The sequence below is a fragment of the Flavobacterium tiangeerense genome, from assembly GCF_007830355.1.
Taxonomy (GTDB): Bacteria; Bacteroidota; Bacteroidia; order Flavobacteriales; family Flavobacteriaceae; genus Flavobacterium; species Flavobacterium tiangeerense.
This window is the reverse complement of sequence record NZ_VLKO01000005.1, coordinates 213,378-232,991: the sequence shown is the minus strand read 5'-3', so window position 1 is coordinate 232,991 and position 19,614 is coordinate 213,378. Positions and strand designations below refer to the sequence as shown.

Below are 19,614 nucleotides of genomic sequence, written 5' to 3'. Positions count from 1 at the left end.
TGTGTAGTAGTAGATTTAGTTAAAACTCCAATCTTTATAATCCTTGTTAGCTTCTAATTGATTTTCTAAATGATAATCTAATTGAGGGAAGAAGTTAATTCCCGTGAGTTTTTCTATTGCATCTACAGAGACTACAAATTTGTATAATGGTTCATCACTTGGTTGATTAGACATTAAAAAACCTATCATTTTCACTCTATTTCCAGAGCGATTCATTAATATTTTATAAAAATATTGAGGCACAGCGACCTTTTCTTTTCCAATAGTTTTTAAGGAATTGTTTAAAACTCCTCTTGTCACTACATACACACCATTCTCTTTCACTGCCCAATACCTAACTTTTTGCTCTAATCTATTCCAAATACCGTTATTGAATTTCTTATCCTGAGGAGCTATATTTGAGGTCAAAAAAGTATCATTGTACGCTGACATTGAAAATTCCATGTCTCCTGCTGGGCACAGATGCCCTTTATCATAATTAGAATTCTTGTAATTCCTCCAATCAGCAGAACCTGTTATAACCTTAGCATCCTCAATAAAATAGGGGCGTTTAAAGTTATTGTTCTTTATGTAATCTTTCTTTAATTCATAAGCCACCCACTCTGCTTGTTCATAATTTTCATTATAAGAAAGAGAATAATAATTGTGCTTTACAATTGTATTCGTCGTCGATATTGGTAATAAATCATTTGTAGTAAGACGCAATTCTGTTTGGTTTCTACCCTCAGGTATACTCCCGTTTACATATTCGCTCTTTTCATTTGCGATTGGCACAAAACCTTTTTGGGTATTTGATATATCCTTTTTACAAGAAAAAAGTGTTGCAATCATTACAGTACACCCTACTACTATTTTGCTTCTATTAAAACTCATATAACTTAGATAACGTTAAAAAAATTATTGAAATAAAGATAGGGAAATATTAAAAAGAGAACATAAAAAAAAACGCTCAAAATTACTTTTGAGCGTTTTGGAATGGTTATCATCAAATTATGACTTTACAAGCTTATCTTTTTTTACCTTAACTGGTAACACTTTGTTAGTAAAAGCTTTAGATTGTAAATCATCTAATACATTCAAAGCTTCTTCTACATAGATATCTTTCGACAATGCTTCATGCCATCTCGCTCTTTTTTCTTTCAAAGAACTATCTTGATTCATAGCTTCTATTTCATGTGGTAAAGAACTGAATCTTAAATCATTCTTGTAATCAACAATTGATTTATACTTTTTTGCTTTTTCCTCAATTTGAGCTTGAGCAATTTTAAATTTAGTAATATTTAAACTATAAATATTTTCCTCACTACGGCCATCGATCCATTTTGCATTATCTTCGATCAATTGAAATTGTGGGCTTTGAGTAATTCTATTTTTACTATTCATTATTACTTGGCCAAAATTAGAATTATCACTCCATAATTGATAACTAGTTTGGTCAATTTTATCCCAAGGCATAGCGTTGTCAATATCCCTTTCACCCATTTTTAAATAAGAATAGCGATCCGGCATTACAATATCACTATGTACACCCTCTAGTTGCGTAGATCCTCCATTAATTCTATAAAATTTTTGAGTAGTAGTTTTAATAGCTCCTAAATCTCCCACTGCGCTATTACGAACAAGCGTATTCAAATCATATACATTTTGAACAGTACCTTTACCATACGTTTGTTTACTTCCTATTACAATTCCTCGTTTGTAATCTTGAATTGCAGCAGCAAGAATCTCAGAAGCCGAAGCAGAAAAGCTATTCACCATAATTACAAGAGGACCATCCCATTCAATTTTAGGATCCTTATCATACAAAACCTCTTTTTTACGTCCAGCCGATTTAATTTGAACAATTGGACCTTGCTCAATAAATAATCCTGCAATATCAACAACCGTAGATAGCGATCCACCTCCATCATCTCTAACATCTAATACGATTCCGCTAACACCTGCATTTTTCAAACGGTCTACTTCAAGAGCTATATCTTTACCAGCATCTCTACCATCTGGATTTTCAAAATCGATATAAAATTTCGGCAAATAAATAACACCATATTTTAATCCATTTTTCTCAACTACACTTGACTTCGCGTATGTTTCTTCAATTTCAACGATATCACGAATGATAGAAACAATTTTAATAGTTCCGTCCACTTTTTTAATCGTAAGACGCACTTCAGAACCTTTTGGTCCTTTAATTTTTTTAACCACATCATCAAGACGCATTCCTACAACATCAACTGCCTCGCCATCACCTTGAGCAACTTTCATAATTAGATCACCTGATTCTAATTGTTTTCCTCTCCAAGCAGGCCCACCAGATATAAGTTCAGATATTTCAGTAAGATCATTTTTCTTTTGTAATCTTGCTCCAATACCTTCTAACTTTCCACTAATACTTACGTCAAAACGTTCTTTTTCTTCAGCAGCAAAATAATTAGTATGAGGATCAAAACGACCTGTGATTGCATTTATGTAAACTGAAAACCAATCATTACGATCTAAATCTTTTATAAAACTGAAGTACTCATCAAGAGATTTTAAAGAACTTTCTCTCGTTTCTTTCTCTAATGCTTCAAAAGATTTCACTACATACTTAGCGTCATTTTTCTTCTTATCTTCTTCTAATCTTTGTTTATCAACCAATGAGGAAAGGGTTGACAACTTGATTTGTTTTCTCCATTTATCATTTAATTCGGTAAGATTTTTAGAATATGGTGCTTTTTCATAGTCAACATTGAAACTCTCATCAGTTTCATAATTGAACGGTTTACTAAGCACTGATTTGTAAATTTTAGTGCTCTCGTTCATCCTTTTGATCAAACGATCGTAGGTAAGATTAAAAAAACTTAAATCTTTGTTCAATAATTGATCGTCTAACAGCAGTTCAAATTTTGAAAACTCATCAATATCAGATTGCAAGAAAAATCGTTTTGAAGGATCTAATGCTACAATGTAATCCTTGTAAATGCCCTTGGAAAAATTATCATCAATTGTTGCAGGGCTATAATGTCCTTTCTCAATAACAAATGTCAATAATTCTAACAGTAATTTATCTTTTTCAGGATCATTACTTTTTGAGCTCTTGATATTAAATGCAAATAAAGCCATCGAAATACATGCGACAACAATTAATATTTTATAATTTCTTTTCATAAAGTGAAGAATAGTATTCATGAATTTTTTTATTCTAAGATACGGTAAAAACCATGCCATATAAAGACATGATGCCATAAATTTTTGTTAAAGATATAAAATGTTTTATTTTAATGAAATGAAAGTTCAATTGATATTAAATTTTTACATTTAGTTCAGTTTTTACCAATTTCAGTCAGTACATTTGTTATTAATATAAATTAATATTCTTTTTTTTAATTTTAAGTAAATGAAAAAAAACAAGCCACTAATACTTATTACAAACGACGATGGCATTTCGGCACCTGGGTTGAGAGCTTTAATAGCTGTAATGCAAGAAATTGGCGAAATTGTTGTTGTTGCACCAGATAAACCTCAAAGTGCTATGGGACATGCCATTACCATAAACAGCACTTTATACCTAAATAAAATATCCAAAGATACCGACCCCTTTTTAGAATACAGTTGTTCTGGAACTCCAGTAGATTGTGTTAAACTTGCCGTAAATGAAATCTTAGAAAGAAAACCAGATCTTTGCGTATCTGGAGTAAATCATGGTTCAAATTCTTCCATCAATGTTATCTACTCAGGCACCATGAGTGCTGCCATGGAGGCGGGAATTGAAGGTATACCCGCTATAGGATTTTCTCTTTTGGATTATGATTGGAATGCAAATTTTGATGCCATCAAAACCTTTATTCGTAAGATTGCGCTACAAGTTCTTGAAAATGGCTTACCCGAAGGTGTATTACTGAATGTTAATTTTCCAAAACTACAAGAAGAAAACATAAAAGGAATACGAGTATGCCGACAAGCAAAAGCCATTTGGGTAGAAAAATTTGACAAACGCAAAACACCTCAGGGTAGAGATTATTACTGGCTTGCAGGAGAATTTGTTAATCAAGATCATGGAGAAGATACTGATGAGTGGGCATTAAAAAACGGATACATATCAGTAGTACCTGTACAATTTGATTTAACAGCGCATCATGCCATTCAACAACTTAACACCTTTACATGGAATGAATAGTAGAGACATACTTATAGGATTTATAATAGGACTTTTGACTACCAGTTTAGGCAGTTTTATTTTTATTTATTTTTTTACAGATTACCAATTTATCGCGGGCATTCAGATCTTAAAATCTCAAGGGAATCTTGGAAAAATAATCACATTAGGCTGTGTATTAACGCTAGGAGCATTTGGGGTAGCTCTAAAATTAAACAGAGAAAAAATCGCGCAGGGAATTGTGTTTTCAGTAATTACTTTAGCCATTTTAACCTTAGTAATATAAATACAGAATTCGTTTTTTAAATTTAGCTTTTACAACCATGAAATATTACATAATTGCAGGTGAAGCCTCTGGCGATTTACACGGCTCAAACTTAATGAAAGAGCTTTTCAAAAAAGACCCACATGCAGAAATTCGTTTTTGGGGAGGTGATTTAATGGAGAATGTAGGTGGCACCTTAGTAAAACACTATCGTGAGCTTGCATTTATGGGTTTTATTGAGGTAGTCTTCAATTTAAAAACGATTTTAAACAACATAAACATTTGTAAAAAGGACATTCAGGAATTCCAACCTGATGTGTTGATTTTTATAGATTACCCTGGATTTAATCTCCGAATTGCAAAGTGGGCTAAAAAACTAGGAATCAAAACACATTACTATATTTCTCCTCAAATATGGGCTTGGAAAGAAAGCAGAATTACCGATATCAAAAGAGACATTGATAAGATGTATGTTATATTACCTTTTGAGAAAAAATTCTACGAAGAAAAACACCAATACCCTGTTGATTTCGTGGGACATCCCCTAATAGATGCCATACACAACAAATCGAATGTTACTGAAATAGATTTTAGAAAAGAAAACAACCTAAGCGATAAACCGATCATAGCAATACTTCCTGGGAGTAGAAAACAAGAAATTACAAAAATGCTGCAAATAATGCTGAGTGTTTCTAATGATTTTCCTGAATATCAATTTGTAATTGCTGGGGCTCCAAGTCAGGAATTCTCTTTTTACACCCCATTTATTACACAAAGTAACATACAGTTTGTAGCAAATAAAACCTATGAATTATTACAAAATGCAACAGCCGCTTTAGTAACCTCAGGCACGGCTACACTTGAAACGGCTTTATTTAAAGTACCAGAAGTAGTATGCTATAAAGGCAACTGGATATCTTATCAAATTGCAAAAAGAATCATAACATTAAAATACATTTCATTAGTCAACCTCATTATGGACGAAGAGGTAGTTACAGAACTCATTCAAGATGAATGCAATTCCAAACGCATCAAAGAAGAGTTGTACAAAATCTTGAAAACCGAAAAACGCAATACTATTTTAGAAAAATACATACTTCTTGAAAACAAATTAGGTGGTCGTGGTGCCAGTGAAAAAACAGCAGCTTTAATTGTAAATGATTTATTTTAAATTGAATTTTAAAACTTCGTACATACCAATAAAACAAGTACTTCGACGCAGTATAACAGTTGCTGTTATTGTGATTTTGGGTTACAGTTGTGCACCTAGAAATTATATTTCAACGGCAAACAAAAGTGACTACAAAGAAATAAAACCTACATCAGATAAAAAAAAGATAGAAAAAACACTTCAATCAGTAATAGAAAATGCCTCAAAAGAGCTTGGAGCTCCATACAAATATGGAGGAACTAGTTCAAAAGGATTTGACTGCTCTGGATTAATTATTACCATATTTAAACAGCAAGATATTATTTTGCCACATAATTCTCTACAATTGTCCAAAACTGGACTAGTAATTAATGTAAAAAAAGACAAAGTCAAAAAAGGGGATTTAGTATTTTTTTCTAACAGCAAAAATAATTCAATAGATCACGTGGGCATTGTAATTGACACCTATGATGAGGAAATAAAATTTATTCACTCCTCTACTTCAAAAGGTGTAATTGTATCATCTACCAAGGAGCCATACTATAAAAAGAATTTTGTTCAAGCCAATAGACTTTTTTAATTTTACAATTTTCTTACTAAAAAATAGTTCTTACTTATTTAAAATGTGTACTTTAGAGTTATGAAAGTGCTGCATTTCCCACTGATAAAAGTTACAATTAGTTTTATAATAGGACTTATTTTGTCTCATTATATTTTTTTACCCACAAAATATATTTTTGTAGCTATACTACTTTCACTTATTGGAATAGGAGCACAATACTTTTTTCTCAAAAAAAATAAAAAAGCAGCACCATTATTTGGGATAATTATATTGTTTTTAGCAGGATTAATTGGAGTTTCAACGCAACGCATACATTCTGATAGTTTCAGGGAGAGTCACTACTTACAAGTTAAAAATGTATTCGAACAAGAAAAAACTTATACACTAATCATTAGAGAAAAATTAAAAAAAACTTCATTTAGTGATCGATATGTGGCAATAATTACCCACATTAATAATGAAAATAAATCAGGTAAAATAGTACTGAACATCAATAATGATAGTATCGAAAATGCCTTAGAAGTCGGGAGCTTACTGCAGTTAAAAACCTCATTACATCGCAATACTTCACCCAAAAATCCTTATCAATTTGATTATGGAAAGTATTTAGAAAACAAACATATTTATGGCCAAATGTACACGTCAAGTGACGAAATAAAAATTGCAAAACAATTAAAAAAAGATCTTTGGTATTACTCGGATGCATTAAGAACACGCATTTTAAAAAACTTACAACATCATAATTTTAACGATGAAGAACTTCAAGTTGCCATGGCACTTATACTTGGGCAGCAACAAGAAATCTCGCCTACTATTATTAAAGACTATCAATATGCAGGTGCTGTACATATTTTATCCGTTTCAGGACTTCATATAGGTTTCATACTAATGTTTATGACATTGGTTTTAAAACCTATACCAAACAATAAAAAAGGTTCGTGGATAAAACTATTTATTATACTAACATCACTTATTTTATTTGGTATACTTGCTGGACTAGCACCATCAGTGGTACGTTCTGTGACTATGTTCTCTTTTATTGCAATTGGAAATCATCTTAGGCGCAGCGTAAACATATATCATACCTTAATCGTTTCCATTCTAATAATTCTACTTATTGAACCTTCATTTCTATTTGACGTAGGATTTCAATTAAGCTATTTAGCGCTCTTTTTTATAATTTGGCTACAGCCAATGTTAAGCCTACTATACCAACCCAAAAATAAATTAACAAAATATTTTTGGGATATTTTAACCGTATCATTTGCAGCACAAATTGGTACCCTTTCATTAAGCATTTATTATTTTCATCAATTTCCTGGACTCTTTTTTATTACCAATATAATAGTAATACCTTTATTAGGTGTGATAATGGTTTTTGGGGTACTCGTAATGCTTTGCGCTGCTGTATATGATGCACCACAATTTTTATCTCAATTATTTGAATGGAGTATCTATTTTCTAAATAAAATCATTCATAGTATTGCCTCCTTTGAACAGTTTATCATTAGAGATATACCTTTCCACTTTTTCATGTTAGTTAGTGCTTATATATCTATAATTTGTATGGTGCTTTGGATTAAAAAACCAAATTTCAATAAATTAGTTGGAGTATTGACCTCAATTATAGTAATGCAAGCTGGATGTATCTACATGAACTGGCAAGACTCAAACATTAGTGAATTGATTGTTTTTCATTTACCAAAAGAGACGTTAATTACTGTAAAACATGGAATTCATTGCAAGGTATATTGCAGCACTATCACTACAAAAGAAAACAAAGCAAAAAGTAACTTAAACACATACTTACTGAGCACTAATGGTATTATAAAACGAAAACAGTCTTTAAAAAACTTCATCTATTACAAGGGAAAAAGAATTTTTGTATTAGACAGCGCGAAACAACTTATCCCAAATATAAATCCCGATGTTCTACTATTAACACAATCAACTAAAGTTAATTTAGATCGTGTATTAATGGAGTTAAAACCCAAAATGGTTGTAGCAGATGGATCGAACTTTAGGTCCATACAGCAAACCTGGAAAAAGAGTTGTGATAAACAGAAAATCCCTTTTCACATGACTCGTGAAAAGGGATTTTATATGCTTAAGTAAATTTAAAAAACTATTCTGACGTTTCTGTTAATAGTACTTTTACATCGGATAGCCAAGATTTAACACCTCCTTGTTTATAAGCCATTTTACCTATTAACTGATAATTAATTTTACCTTTTCTTGAACTCGCTCTAGCAAAACATATTGAGGGATTAACATCCACACCAAAAGCTTTTTTCAAGTTTAAGTTGCGATCAATATACTCATTTCCGTCTTCTTGGGTAAGATCAATTTTAACAATTACAACGTTATCCCTAGACCATAAAGCAAAATCAAGTGTATTTAAAACTTGAGAATACAAAAGGGTATTTGAAGCATTTTTATCTGCAAATAAAAGTAATAAAGGCTTATTTTCTTTATTACTAATTTCAATAGCAGCATTTACATCTGTTAACCAATTCAAGGATTGGGCATTCATATTAAAGCTATACGATAGTATAAACACAAAAAGTAAATTCTTAATCATAAGTTAGGTCTTAAAAAGTTTTTATAAAAATAACAAAAAAACAGAATAATCAACAATAAAATGAATATTTATGTTCAATTAATCTTTATAAAACAACAAAATCTTACCGAATTACTTTTTTAAAAGCTTATTAGCTTCTGTTAACCAGGCTGCTGGTCCTCCGGCAACATATCCCGTACTGCCTAAACCCTCAAAATTGACCTTACCATCAACTGTTTTAGCATTTACAAAATGTACCGTTGGAAAACCTTGTATACCAAAAGCCATTTGCAATTCACTATTCTGCTTTTTAATTTCCTCTGTTTGGGTAGATTTTCTAGGGAAATCAAGTTCAACCAATACTACATTATCATTTGCCCATTTTGCAAATTCAGGTGTTTTTAGCACTTCTTTTTGCAATCTGATACACCAACCACACCAGTCACTTCCTGTAAAAAACAACAACATCGGTTTTTTAGTTTTGGTCGAAACTTCCATTGCCTTGTTAATATTAGTTTCCCAAACCAACTCTTGTGCTTGTGTAGCAACTGAAAAAGTTATTAGTAATAGCGTAATTATATTTTTTTTCATTGTGTTTTAATTTTTACAAATATATTCAAAAATAGTACCAAAAAAGGAGTCGTTACTTTACTTCCTGCATTAATTTTTTAATGAATGGCGAACTTAAAATCAAAACTAACCCTGCAATTAAAGCATAAATCCCCAATTGGTAATACCCATCAGCATATACGTAAAGTTTATCTAAGTTGGATGCATTTTCAGATGCTTCTGCAATATTTGCCCCTAATATTCCAGCAAAATATTGTCCATACGCACTAGCTAGAAACCACATCCCCATGATTACCGCTTGTGTTTTTTGTGGAGATAGTTTAGTCATTGCTGACATTCCTATTGGTGATAAACACAATTCTCCAAAAGTGATGATAAACCAACCAAAAGTAAAAACTCCTAAAGAGGTTCTTCCGTTTAAATCAGCAAAGAATTTAGTGTAATAAAATATCCAAAAACCTCCTGCAAGAAATATAAATGCCAAACCAAATTTAATAACTGTATTAGGTTCGATCTTTCTTTTCGCCATCCATAACCAAACCAATCCCACTAATGCTGCAAAACCAATAACAAAAAACGAATTGGCTGCATTGTTTACTCCATTTGGACTTAATTCAATTCCTAAAATATCATTGTTCAAATTATTTGCAGCAAATAAGCTTAATGAACCGCCACTTTGCTCGAAAAAAGCCCAAAAGAAAATTGAGAAAATGATAAACACTAAAGCAGCTAAAAGCTTTTTATTTTCTGCCAAAGAAAAATTCTTCATTTCGTAGAACAAATACAATATAGAGGCAGGACCAATAAAAATCATAAAATAATCGGTATACTGGGTATTTGCAACCATGATTATTATTACTGGAATAATACAAAGTGAACCAATATAGGTTGCAATTTCAAGACTTTTTTTCTTCGATTTTTCAATATCCATCAAGGGAGAAAGTCCTATTGGCCCTAAACTTTTTTGAGTTTGAGTAAAGGTTAGCAAACTTACAATCATAACAACTGCTGCAAACCCGAAGCCAACATTCCATCTTAAATTTTCCGGTACTAAAGATTGCCACATAGAACCCTCAGCTACAGCTATACAAATATAACCTCCAATTAATGCTCCTAGATTCACACCCATATAAAAGAATGAAAAACCAGCATCTCTTCGTGGATCGTCATTTTTATATAACTGTCCCACCATTGATGAGATGTTTGGTTTAAAAAAACCTGTTCCTACAATTGTAAAACCCAAACCAATAAAGAAAAAATTCTTAGGATCAACCGCTAGAATTACACTTCCTATAATCATTAAAATTCCACCCCAAAAAAGTGACTTTCTTAAACCTAAAATTTTGTCAGCAAATAATCCTCCGATAAATGTAAAGGCGTACACCCAAGCCTGAGTGGCACCATATTGCAGGTTAGCTACCGTTTCATTCATAGCCAAATGATTCACCATGAAAACCACGAGCATACCTCGCATACCATAGAAACAAAAACGTTCCCACATTTCGCTAAAAAACAAATACCACAATTGTTTTGGATACTTTCCTTTGAAATTTTGAATTTCTTCTAATGATTGATTGATTTCCATACCTTAATTAATTCCGTGGTCTTTCATTACTTTGTTTAAATTTTTAACTAAAGCAAACATTAAAAGTGTAGCAAACATAAGTAAAGCAAAATTCACCCAAAAGAAATTGGCCTTATCGTCATATTGATCCCACATACTTGCCAGAACTCCAGACAATTTATTTCCAATAGACGTTGATAAAAACCATCCACCCATCATTAAAGCAGTGATATTTTTAGGAGACAATTTAGATACAATTGACAATCCCATCGGGCTGAGAAATAATTCTCCAATGGTTATAATTCCGTAATTGGCAACAAGCCACCAAACGGATACTTTTTCGGCTCCATTGTTTCCAATGTGAACAGCAGCGACCATCACTAAAACGGATAAGGCTGAAATTAATAATCCAAAAGCAATTTTAGTTGGAGTAGATGGTTCTTTTTTCCTGCTTCGTAAAAAAGTAAAAAAAGCAACAACCAAAGGTGTTAAAATAATTACCCAACCTGGATTTATCGATTGACTTAAATTTGCCGACCATGTAAATATTTGACTTTCCTCTTTTGGTAATTTCTCTTTCGCTACATTTCTAAAATACAATGGATAATCTACAACCTTTGTAACTTCGCCATCTTTTTTCTGAATTCTAAATGCTGCATCGTACAATGCAACTGAATCTTTTTTAAAAGTTAGCGTATCAGTAAGGTTTAGTTTAGATCCAATTTGTTGTGAAGTCCCTGTTAATTCTCTATCAGTATATTTATCACCCCAATTATTTAGTGCAGAACCATTCAATTTAAACACTGCCCAAAATAAAATCACTACTGCAAAAATTGAAAGCAACGCACCGATTGGTCTTTTGTCTTCAACTTTAGCTTTGAAATATAAACTTCCATAAAAAAATACAATTGGAATACAAGCAAATATAAAAGCATCAGTACTATCAGATCCAAAAACAGAACTATCAACATTCATTTCTGACTGAACACCTTTCAAAAACCAACCTATAACTCCAAAAACAACTGATGGGACTAAAATATACAATACAATTTTATAAAAAGGCATGTCCCCTTCTTGCACTCCTTTTTTATCTGTTTTATCCCCGTAATGTTTGGTTCCCAATAAAAATACAATCACACCAATAAACATTCCTACACCAGCGGCCATAAAAGCCTCTTGCCAACCGAAAACAATTTTAAGAGCAGCACCAAAGAAGTTACAAATAAAAGCACCTACATTAATTCCCATATAGAAAATATTGTACCCTTCATCTTTCTTATCTTTATACTGTTCGTCATTGTAGAAATTACCTAACAGTGTTGAAATATTAGGTTTGAAAAATCCGTTTCCTACAATTACCAAAGTCATGGCAAAATACAACATCGGCAAACTGTGAATTCCCATCATGAGATAACCTGCACCCATCATCAATCCGCCAATTACGATTGATTTCTTATATCCAAGATACCTATCTGCAATTAATCCTCCAATGAACGGAGTTAAAAACACCAAGGCAATGAAAGTTCCATACAAATCAGAAGCTTCTTTCTCAGTCATGGCAAATCCAGCCTCAACATCTTTGAGATATAAGGTAAAAATTCCGATCATTAAATAATAACCAAAACGTTCCCACATTTCAGATAAAAATAAGTAAGGCAATGCTTTAGGGTGACTTTTCCACATAGTATATTGGTTTAAAAAACAAACCTACAAGGATTTCTTGTAGGTTTGAAAGATATAAAAATATTTTTAAAATTTAGTTAACGCACACCGTGCATCATTTTTTTCAATTTTGGAGTTAATGCCATTAAAATAACAGCTGCCAATCCGCAAAGAATAACGAATACCATGAAAAATTCAAATAAATTATGAATCTCAAATCCGGCAAAAACTGGATTGTTTGGACTGATTTGATTTTTCTCTAAGATTGCTAATTGTTCTACAGTTAAAGTGATTTTTTTATCTAATACCGCTTGTAAATCAATGCCAAGTTCTTTTGCTTTATTGAATTTATCACCAGTAGCAGGCAAAATAGAACCTAATGTTCCCGCCAATGCATAACCTGAAGCATTTGATAAAAAGAATACCCCATATAATAAAGAAGAAAAACGCTTCGGAGATAATTTACCAACTAATGACAGTCCAATTGGTGACAAACATAATTCCGCACAAGTTTGAATCAAATATAAAAGAATCAACCATTTGATAGCAAGCAAACCATTGTTTCCTAAATCTTTAACATTGTAAGCAATAATAAAATAACTCAATGCAATTAATGCTAATCCAACTGCTTGTTTTACTGGTGAAATTGGCTCTCTGTCTTTGCTTCTTAAATAATCCCACAACATACTGAATGGTACTGCAAATGCTACAACAAATAATCCGTTAAAAATTTGAACCATCGATGGCGGCATATTGTACCCGAAAAAGTTTCTATCCGTTTGATTATCGGCAATAAATGTTAAGGATGAACCAGCTTGTTCAAAAGCAGCCCAGAAAAATATAACAAAGAAAGCTACAATATAAATTACAAAAATTCTATCTCTCTCTACTTTTGTAAGTGATGAATCTGAAATTATTAATCCCGCTAGTGATAAACCACTAGCATAAATTAAAGAGTATATAAAGTTTTGTCCAAATACAAAATGGAAAATTAATCCCAATCCGAAGAATGCTACTACTGCACCAATTAATGCTTTCTGCGAAAAAACAGCTTTTTGAGATTCTCCCTCTTCATAGTCAGAAGCATCATTTTTAGAAGGCAAACCACCTAAAGGTTTTCCCTCTGGAGTAATTACATATTTGTTTTTAAGGAAATAGAAAACTGCAGTTCCTATTAACATAGCAATAGAAGCTGCTAAAAATCCCCATTTAAAGGCATGGATGTCTCTTACTCCATCTGTTTTAACATCACCTACAATTGGGCAAATCAACTGGCCTAAAAAAGCTCCTAAGTTGATACCCATGTAGAAAATTGTAAAGGCTGTATCTAGTTTGCTTTTTTCTTGCTTTGGATATAAACTCCCAACCATGGAAGAAATATTTGGCTTGAAGAAACCATTTCCAAAAATTATAATTCCCAATGCTGACCACATTAGAGTGCTTGCTAAACTGATGTTAGTACCAAATACACTAGCGCTAATAAACAAAAAGAATTGTCCAATTGCCATCATCAATCCACCTAGCAAAATACAATTTCTGTTTCCAAAAAACCTATCGGCAATAAAACCACCTAACATAGGAGTTAAATAACAAAGTCCTAAGAATCCTCCATAAATTAAAGAGGCATCTTCTTCTTTCATCATCAGTGAGTTCACCAAGAACAAGGTCAAGATAGCCCGCATTCCGTAGAAATTGAATCGCTCCCACATTTCGGTTCCAAATAACACCCAAAGTCCTTTTGGATGTCCTGTTTTTATTGCTGTTTCACTCATTTTTATTAATTTGGTTTGTTTTTAATTATCGCTTTTATAAATTCTCTTTAATGAAATTAGTCATTTTTGTATACAATTGAACTCTAGTTTTACCACCATAAATCCCGTGGTTATTATCAGGATATATCTGAGAATCAAATTGCTTATTTGCTTGTATCAAAGCCTCCATCATTTGCATAGTATTTTGCACGTGCACATTGTCATCTCCAGATCCATGAATCAACAAGTACTTTCCTTTTAATTTATTCACGTGATTTATAGGGGAATTATCATCATATCCACTAGCGTTTTCTTGTGGCGTAGTCATATAGCGCTCTGTATATACACTATCGTAAAAACGCCAGTTAGTAACTGGAGCTACCGCAATTGCCATCTTGAAAACATCATTGCCTTTCAAAATACAATTAGAGGCCATAAAACCACCATAAGACCAGCCAAATATACCAATTCTAGATTTATCTACAAATGAATAATTCCCTATTACTTTAGCAGCATCAATTTGATCCTCTACCTCATACTTACCTAGCTGCAATTGAGTCACTTTTTTAAAATCGGCGCCTTTAAAACCGGTCCCTCGTCCGTCAACACAAGCCACAATATACCCTTGTTGTGACAACATCATAAACCAGTAATCATCAGTACTGTTCCATTCATTATTTACTTGTTGAGATCCAGGACCTGAATATTGGTACATGAATACTGGATATTTCTTCTTTAGATCAAAATCTTTTGGTTTTATAATCCATGCATTCAATTCTATGCCTTTTTCTGTTTTCAACACAAAAAACTCTTTGGCAGGTAGATCGTATTTCTTTAATTTGGTTGCAAGAGACTCATTATTTTCTATTACTTGAATTTGTTTTCCAGCCTTGGCTTCATTTAAAGTATAAGTAGTAGGCTGCGAAGCGCTAGAATATGTATTGATGTAGTATTGAAAATTTGGGCTGAAAGTAGCTGCATTAGTACCTGTATTTTGAGACAGTCGTACTTTTCCTTTGCCATTAAGCAAAACTTTATATACATCTCTATTGATGGAACCATTTTCTACAGATTGATAAAAAACCGAAGTAGTTTTCTCATCATAACCATAATAATTAGTTACTTCCCAATTTCCATTGGTAACCTGATTTTTTAAACTTCCATTTTTGTCATACAAGTAAATATGATTGAAACCATTTTTTTCACTCGTCCAAATAAAACTGTTGTCTTTAAGAAAAGTCAAATTATCAGTTACGTCTACATAGGCTTTGTCCTTTTCATTCAAAACTACTTTTGTAGTTCCCGAAGTGGCATCAACAAAAATTAAATCTAAATTGTCTTGATGACGGTTTAAAACCTGAGCCGAAACAACATTACTGTCATTTGTCCATTTTAACCTGGCAATATAAAAGTCATTGTAATTACCTAGATTTATGTTTTTCACCGCATTTGCGTCTACATCATAAACGTGCAAAGACACAACCGCGTTCTTTTCGCCAGCTTTTGGATATTTAAAAGTTTGATTTGTAGGATATAAATCTTTGCCAAACATAGACATCGAGAATTCAGGTACCTTACTTTCATCAAATCGGATGTAAGCTACTTTTTTACTATCAGTACTCCAGTCAAAAGCTTTCACAAAAGCAAATTCTTCTTCGTAAACCCAGTCTGTAATTCCGTTTATGATACTATTTTTTTGTCCGTCTGTAGTTATAGCAGTAGATTTAGTAGTAGCTAGATCATAAACATAGAGATTGTTCTCTCTAGCATAAGCAATTTTTTTACCATCAGGTGAAAAGGTTGGCTCTTGAACTTGAAAATCAAAAAGTTTTTTTAACTTTTTTGTAGTTATATCGTACAAATAATAATCAGCTGTAAATGAATGACGAAAAATCTGATTGGAATTACAAGCCAGTAATATCATTTTTTCTGAGGCATCAAAGGAATAACTGTCTATTCCGCTAGCCAGCTCTTGATGCGATTTAGTATCAATTAAAGTTGCTGTTTTCTTTAAAGTCGCAAAATCATATACATCAATTTGAAAACTCCTAGATTGCATATCTACGTTCAAAACAGTGTATTGATTCGTGTTTTTTAAGGATTGCAATTCATCCATTCCTTTGGCTCGAAAGGTACCGTTGTACATTTCATCAATGGTTATTTTTTGTTGTCCAATAACCGAAAAACAAATAAATAAAAATAAAGCGATATAATTTTTTGAATACATACTATTAAATTAAGGATAAAAAACCGTCAATTTTAGTGAAAAAATTACAATAATCAGTTATTTTTTATGTTAAATGTAAAAACAGCTTACCACAACTCACTCTTATTGAAATGATTTAGATTGCAAATAAAACCGCTAATAACGTATCTTTGCAGTATAGTACAACCTAATCAATTGAGAATGAACAAGACCATAAGTGGATTTTCAAAATTATCAAAAGAAGAAAAAATCAAATGGATTGCAACAGAATATTTTTCCAATCCATCTGAAGCAATTGCGGTAATTAAAAATTATTGGAACAACGATGAAAAAATTCAACAACTTCATGATGAGTTCATAGAAAACACGATTACAAATTTTTACATCCCCCTTGGAATTGCACCAAATTTTTTGATAAACGATAAGTACCGCACCATTCCAATGGCTATTGAGGAAAGCTCTGTCGTAGCAGCAGCATCCAAAGCTGCAAAATTCTGGGCTACACGAGGAGGTTTTAAAACTACGGTCATAAATACTGAAAAAATTGGCCAAGTTCACTTTATATTCAAAGGTGACGTATCTAAACTAAGCCTATTTTTTGCTCAAAACAAAAATAAATTTTTCTCTGAAACCGAGTCGACCACCGCTAATATGCAAAAACGCGGCGGTGGAATTACCGATATAATTTTAAAAGATAAAACTGATTTATTACCAAACTATTACCAGTTACATGCTACTTTTGATACTAAAGATAGCATGGGTGCTAATTTTATAAATTCGTGTTTAGAACAATTTTCCAAAACCTTAAAAGAAGAAGCACAACACTATGATTTATTCTCAACGTCAGAGAAAGATATTGAAGTAGTGATGAGCATTCTTTCGAATTATGTGCCAAATTGCATTGTAAGAGCCGAAGTTTCTTGTCCTGTTGCTGAATTAGAGGAAAAACAAATACCAAACCCACAGGTATTTGCAGAGAAATTTGTTCAAGCAGTACAAATTGCCGAAGTAGAACCATACCGCGCCGTTACGCACAACAAAGGAATCATGAACGGAGTGGACGCGGTTGTACTGGCTACAGGTAATGATTTCCGTGCGGTTGAAGCCGGAATTCATGCCTATGCTTCCCGTAACGGAACGTATTCTAGTCTTTCACATGCCAAAATAGAAAATGGAATTTTTACTTTTTGGTTGGAGATTCCGTTAGCATTAGGAACTGTTGGAGGATTAACATCGCTGCATCCTCTTGTAAAACTTTCTCTCGAAATGCTAGAAAAACCTTCTGCACAAGAACTCATGCAATATGTTGCAGTTGCAGGGTTAGCACAAAATTTTGCAGCCTTACGTTCGTTGACTACCACCGGAATTCAAGAAGGCCACATGAAAATGCACTTAAACAACATAATCAATCAATTTGAGGCCAGTAATGAAGAACGTCTTTTGATTCAAAATCATTTCAAAAAGAATGCTGTTTCTCATAGCGCAGTAGTCTCCTTTATTGAAAACTTAAGAAAATAAGATTGATTTTTGATTTTCCAATCAAAATTAAAAACCTTGATTTGGATTAAAACAATACTGATGAAAAAAACATTTTACAGTAATGGTAAACTTCTAGTTACGGGAGAATATCTTGTTCTTGATGGCGCACAAGCCTTTGCATTGCCTACAAAACAAGGACAAAACCTTTGTGTAGAAACAAGTAAGAACCATGAAATCGTTTGGACAAGTTATGACTTTGATGGTCAAATATGGTTTCAAGACACTCTTTCATTTTCTGATATTACTAATGGGACTAGAGATCAAACGGAATCTGTAAAAAGTACACTTACCACTATTTTACACGAAGCCTATAAATTGAATCCTGAATTCATTCTCAATGCAAATGGATACAATGTTACTACTGAACTCAGTTTTCCTAAAAATTGGGGACTAGGGACGTCATCTACTTTAATCAACAACATTGCCCAATGGTTACAAATTGATGCCTTTACGTTGTTAAAAAACAGCTTTGGAGGTAGCGGATACGATATTGCTTGCGCACAAAACGACACGCCTATTCTTTTTCAGATAAAAGATGGCAATCCAACCGTCAAACAAGTTGAATTCAATCCTGAGTTTAAAAAAAATATCTATTTTGTATATCTCAATAAAAAACAAAATAGTAAAACAGCTATTGAAGCCTATCAAAAAAATAAAAAAAATAACCTAGCCGAAACCATAGCTTTAAATGACCAATTGACAACAGCTGTTTACAACGCTCCTACTCTTTTAGCATTTAAATATGCATTAACGCAACATGAAGCACACTTGAGTTCCATTTTAGAAACTACAATAGTGAAAGACACTTTATTTCCTGATTTTGATGGCGTTGTAAAAAGCCTTGGCGCTTGGGGCGGAGATTTTATAATGGCAGTATCAGAACATAATCCAACCGCTTATTTTAAATCAAAAGGATATGAGACTGTAATTCCTTATGAGGAGATGATACTACACTCTGGCAATGACTTGAAATAATAAAGTCCAATGCTCATGAACATATCATAATCATTGGACTTTACTACTATTATAAAAGGTACTCTTTTAAAAGGAATACCCTATTCTTAAATGCAAATCTGCAACTGTATCCCATTGCTCAGACACAAACAAATAACGCTTACCAATTCCTATCCCAAGTTCGTAATTAAATTTAGTCTTTGCAATAGATCTTCTAATACCCCATTTAGGTATAAATGAAATTTGCTCAGCAACACTTAAATCCTTCGTGCTTGAAATAACAAACCAGTCGGGATTGTATTTTATACCCACTGTTAAAAAACTAGCACTGTTGTTTTTTATGAATTTATTTTTAGACTCTCTTGTCTTAATGTTATAATACCATCGGGGCTCAACGGACAAGACTGGTGAAAAACCAACAATAGTACTTCCTACAAGTGAACCTCCACGAATTCCAGTATCAAATCCTAATTCGGCTCTTAATGCAACCTCATCAGACAACCTTGATTCATTATTTATCCAAATCCCCAAAAAACCTGTTTGTACATTAAAAACTGACTTTTCGACTCCTGTATTTTGAGCATTACAAATACCTACACTTAGAAAAACTATTAAAAGTACGGACAATATTTTCATTTCTTATATTATTTAAAATTAGATCTTTATTTCAACTACATTATTACCATCACAAGCAAA

The 19,614-nt window shown here is 32.5% G+C and carries 16 protein-coding genes; 7 read left to right on the top strand and 9 right to left on the bottom strand.

The genetic code is table 11. From position 1 onward, the window contains the following. Positions 1-15 precede the first annotated feature (15 nt). Positions 16-873: a DNA/RNA non-specific endonuclease gene (locus tag IQ05_RS07265; RefSeq protein WP_244289541.1), complete on the bottom strand. Its 858-nt coding sequence runs from the start codon at positions 871-873 to the stop codon at positions 16-18. Between the two features lie 117 nt (positions 874-990). Continuing rightward, positions 991-3,168, bottom strand: a complete 2,178-nt coding sequence (locus IQ05_RS07260; protein WP_144891498.1) for a carboxy terminal-processing peptidase — start codon at positions 3,166-3,168, stop codon at positions 991-993. Between the two features lie 208 nt (positions 3,169-3,376). On the opposite strand from IQ05_RS07260, the gene surE reads away from it, so the two are divergent. The 5 genes from surE (at position 3,377) to IQ05_RS07235 (ending at position 8,227) form a co-directional block, all read left to right on the top strand. After that, on the top strand, positions 3,377-4,156 hold the full coding sequence (surE, locus tag IQ05_RS07255) for a 5'/3'-nucleotidase SurE (protein ID WP_144891496.1): 780 nt from the start codon (positions 3,377-3,379) through the stop codon (positions 4,154-4,156). After that, positions 4,116-4,421 (top strand): hypothetical protein, encoded by a 306-nt coding sequence (locus IQ05_RS07250; protein WP_244289540.1) that lies wholly within the window; start codon positions 4,116-4,118, stop codon positions 4,419-4,421. The genes surE and IQ05_RS07250 overlap by 41 nt, the downstream gene beginning before the upstream one ends. A 37-nt stretch (positions 4,422-4,458) precedes the next feature. Then, complete coding sequence (gene lpxB / locus IQ05_RS07245; RefSeq protein WP_144891494.1) at positions 4,459-5,571, top strand: lipid-A-disaccharide synthase; 1,113 nt, start codon at positions 4,459-4,461, stop codon at positions 5,569-5,571. After that, entirely contained in the window at positions 5,558-6,130 is a 573-nt protein-coding gene (locus IQ05_RS07240; RefSeq protein ID WP_144891492.1) for a C40 family peptidase, read from the top strand. Before lpxB ends, IQ05_RS07240 begins: the two co-directional genes overlap by 14 nt. Before the next feature lie 120 nt (positions 6,131-6,250). Beyond that, on the top strand, positions 6,251-8,227 hold the full coding sequence (locus IQ05_RS07235; protein ID WP_317133637.1) for a ComEC/Rec2 family competence protein: 1,977 nt from the start codon (positions 6,251-6,253) through the stop codon (positions 8,225-8,227). 10 nt (positions 8,228-8,237) lie between these two features. Here IQ05_RS07235 and IQ05_RS07230 read toward each other — a convergent pair whose 3' ends face one another. The 6 genes from IQ05_RS07230 to IQ05_RS07205 all read right to left on the bottom strand — a co-directional run bounded on the left by IQ05_RS07230 (position 8,238) and on the right by IQ05_RS07205 (position 16,446). Then, positions 8,238-8,693, bottom strand: a complete 456-nt coding sequence (locus IQ05_RS07230) for a thioredoxin domain-containing protein (protein ID WP_144891488.1) — start codon at positions 8,691-8,693, stop codon at positions 8,238-8,240. A 111-nt stretch (positions 8,694-8,804) separates the two neighbouring features. Beyond that, positions 8,805-9,263, bottom strand: coding sequence for a thioredoxin family protein (locus IQ05_RS07225; protein ID WP_144891486.1), 459 nt, complete (start codon positions 9,261-9,263; stop codon positions 8,805-8,807). A gap of 52 nt (positions 9,264-9,315) precedes the next feature. Continuing rightward, positions 9,316-10,827 (bottom strand): peptide MFS transporter, encoded by a 1,512-nt coding sequence (locus IQ05_RS07220; protein WP_144891485.1) that lies wholly within the window; start codon positions 10,825-10,827, stop codon positions 9,316-9,318. A 3-nt stretch (positions 10,828-10,830) separates the two neighbouring features. Next, entirely contained in the window at positions 10,831-12,489 is a 1,659-nt protein-coding gene (locus IQ05_RS07215; protein WP_144891482.1) for a peptide MFS transporter, read from the bottom strand. A gap of 77 nt (positions 12,490-12,566) precedes the next feature. Next, entirely contained in the window at positions 12,567-14,240 is a 1,674-nt protein-coding gene (locus tag IQ05_RS07210; RefSeq protein WP_144891480.1) for a peptide MFS transporter, read from the bottom strand. Between the two features lie 34 nt (positions 14,241-14,274). Continuing rightward, positions 14,275-16,446, bottom strand: coding sequence for a S9 family peptidase (locus tag IQ05_RS07205; RefSeq protein ID WP_144891478.1), 2,172 nt, complete (start codon positions 16,444-16,446; stop codon positions 14,275-14,277). A gap of 180 nt (positions 16,447-16,626) precedes the next feature. Here IQ05_RS07205 and IQ05_RS07200 point away from each other — a divergent pair, with 180 nt between their 5' ends. Next, positions 16,627-17,943, top strand: a complete 1,317-nt coding sequence (locus tag IQ05_RS07200; RefSeq protein WP_144891476.1) for a hydroxymethylglutaryl-CoA reductase, degradative — start codon at positions 16,627-16,629, stop codon at positions 17,941-17,943. 60 nt (positions 17,944-18,003) lie between these two features. Beyond that, positions 18,004-18,939 carry a GYDIA family GHMP kinase gene (locus tag IQ05_RS07195; protein ID WP_144891474.1) on the top strand — a complete coding sequence of 312 codons (936 nt, stop codon included), beginning with the start codon at positions 18,004-18,006 and terminating at the stop codon, positions 18,937-18,939. A 66-nt stretch (positions 18,940-19,005) separates the two neighbouring features. On the opposite strand, the gene IQ05_RS07190 is transcribed toward IQ05_RS07195, so the two are convergent. Next, entirely contained in the window at positions 19,006-19,554 is a 549-nt protein-coding gene (locus tag IQ05_RS07190; protein ID WP_144891472.1) for a hypothetical protein, read from the bottom strand. Positions 19,555-19,614 lie beyond the last annotated feature (60 nt).

Excerpts from the sequence above, each read along its gene's own strand:
- IQ05_RS07265 (WP_244289541.1), bottom strand. The coding sequence starts at position 873 with ATGAGTTTTAATAGAAGCAAAATAGTAGTAGGGTGTACTGTAATGATT.
- IQ05_RS07260 (WP_144891498.1), bottom strand. The coding sequence starts at position 3,168 with ATGAATACTATTCTTCACTTTATGAAAAGAAATTATAAAATATTAATT.
- surE (WP_144891496.1), top strand. The coding sequence starts at position 3,377 with ATGAAAAAAAACAAGCCACTAATACTTATTACAAACGACGATGGCATT.
- IQ05_RS07250 (WP_244289540.1), top strand. The coding sequence starts at position 4,116 with ATGCCATTCAACAACTTAACACCTTTACATGGAATGAATAGTAGAGAC.
- lpxB (WP_144891494.1), top strand. The coding sequence starts at position 4,459 with ATGAAATATTACATAATTGCAGGTGAAGCCTCTGGCGATTTACACGGC.
- IQ05_RS07240 (WP_144891492.1), top strand. The coding sequence starts at position 5,558 with ATGATTTATTTTAAATTGAATTTTAAAACTTCGTACATACCAATAAAA.
- IQ05_RS07230 (WP_144891488.1), bottom strand. The coding sequence starts at position 8,693 with ATGATTAAGAATTTACTTTTTGTGTTTATACTATCGTATAGCTTTAAT.
- IQ05_RS07225 (WP_144891486.1), bottom strand. The coding sequence starts at position 9,263 with ATGAAAAAAAATATAATTACGCTATTACTAATAACTTTTTCAGTTGCT.
- IQ05_RS07220 (WP_144891485.1), bottom strand. The coding sequence starts at position 10,827 with ATGGAAATCAATCAATCATTAGAAGAAATTCAAAATTTCAAAGGAAAG.
- IQ05_RS07215 (WP_144891482.1), bottom strand. The coding sequence starts at position 12,489 with ATGTGGAAAAGTCACCCTAAAGCATTGCCTTACTTATTTTTATCTGAA.
- IQ05_RS07210 (WP_144891480.1), bottom strand. The coding sequence starts at position 14,240 with ATGAGTGAAACAGCAATAAAAACAGGACATCCAAAAGGACTTTGGGTG.
- IQ05_RS07205 (WP_144891478.1), bottom strand. The coding sequence starts at position 16,446 with ATGTATTCAAAAAATTATATCGCTTTATTTTTATTTATTTGTTTTTCG.
- IQ05_RS07200 (WP_144891476.1), top strand. The coding sequence starts at position 16,627 with ATGAACAAGACCATAAGTGGATTTTCAAAATTATCAAAAGAAGAAAAA.
- IQ05_RS07195 (WP_144891474.1), top strand. The coding sequence starts at position 18,004 with ATGAAAAAAACATTTTACAGTAATGGTAAACTTCTAGTTACGGGAGAA.
- IQ05_RS07190 (WP_144891472.1), bottom strand. The coding sequence starts at position 19,554 with ATGAAAATATTGTCCGTACTTTTAATAGTTTTTCTAAGTGTAGGTATT.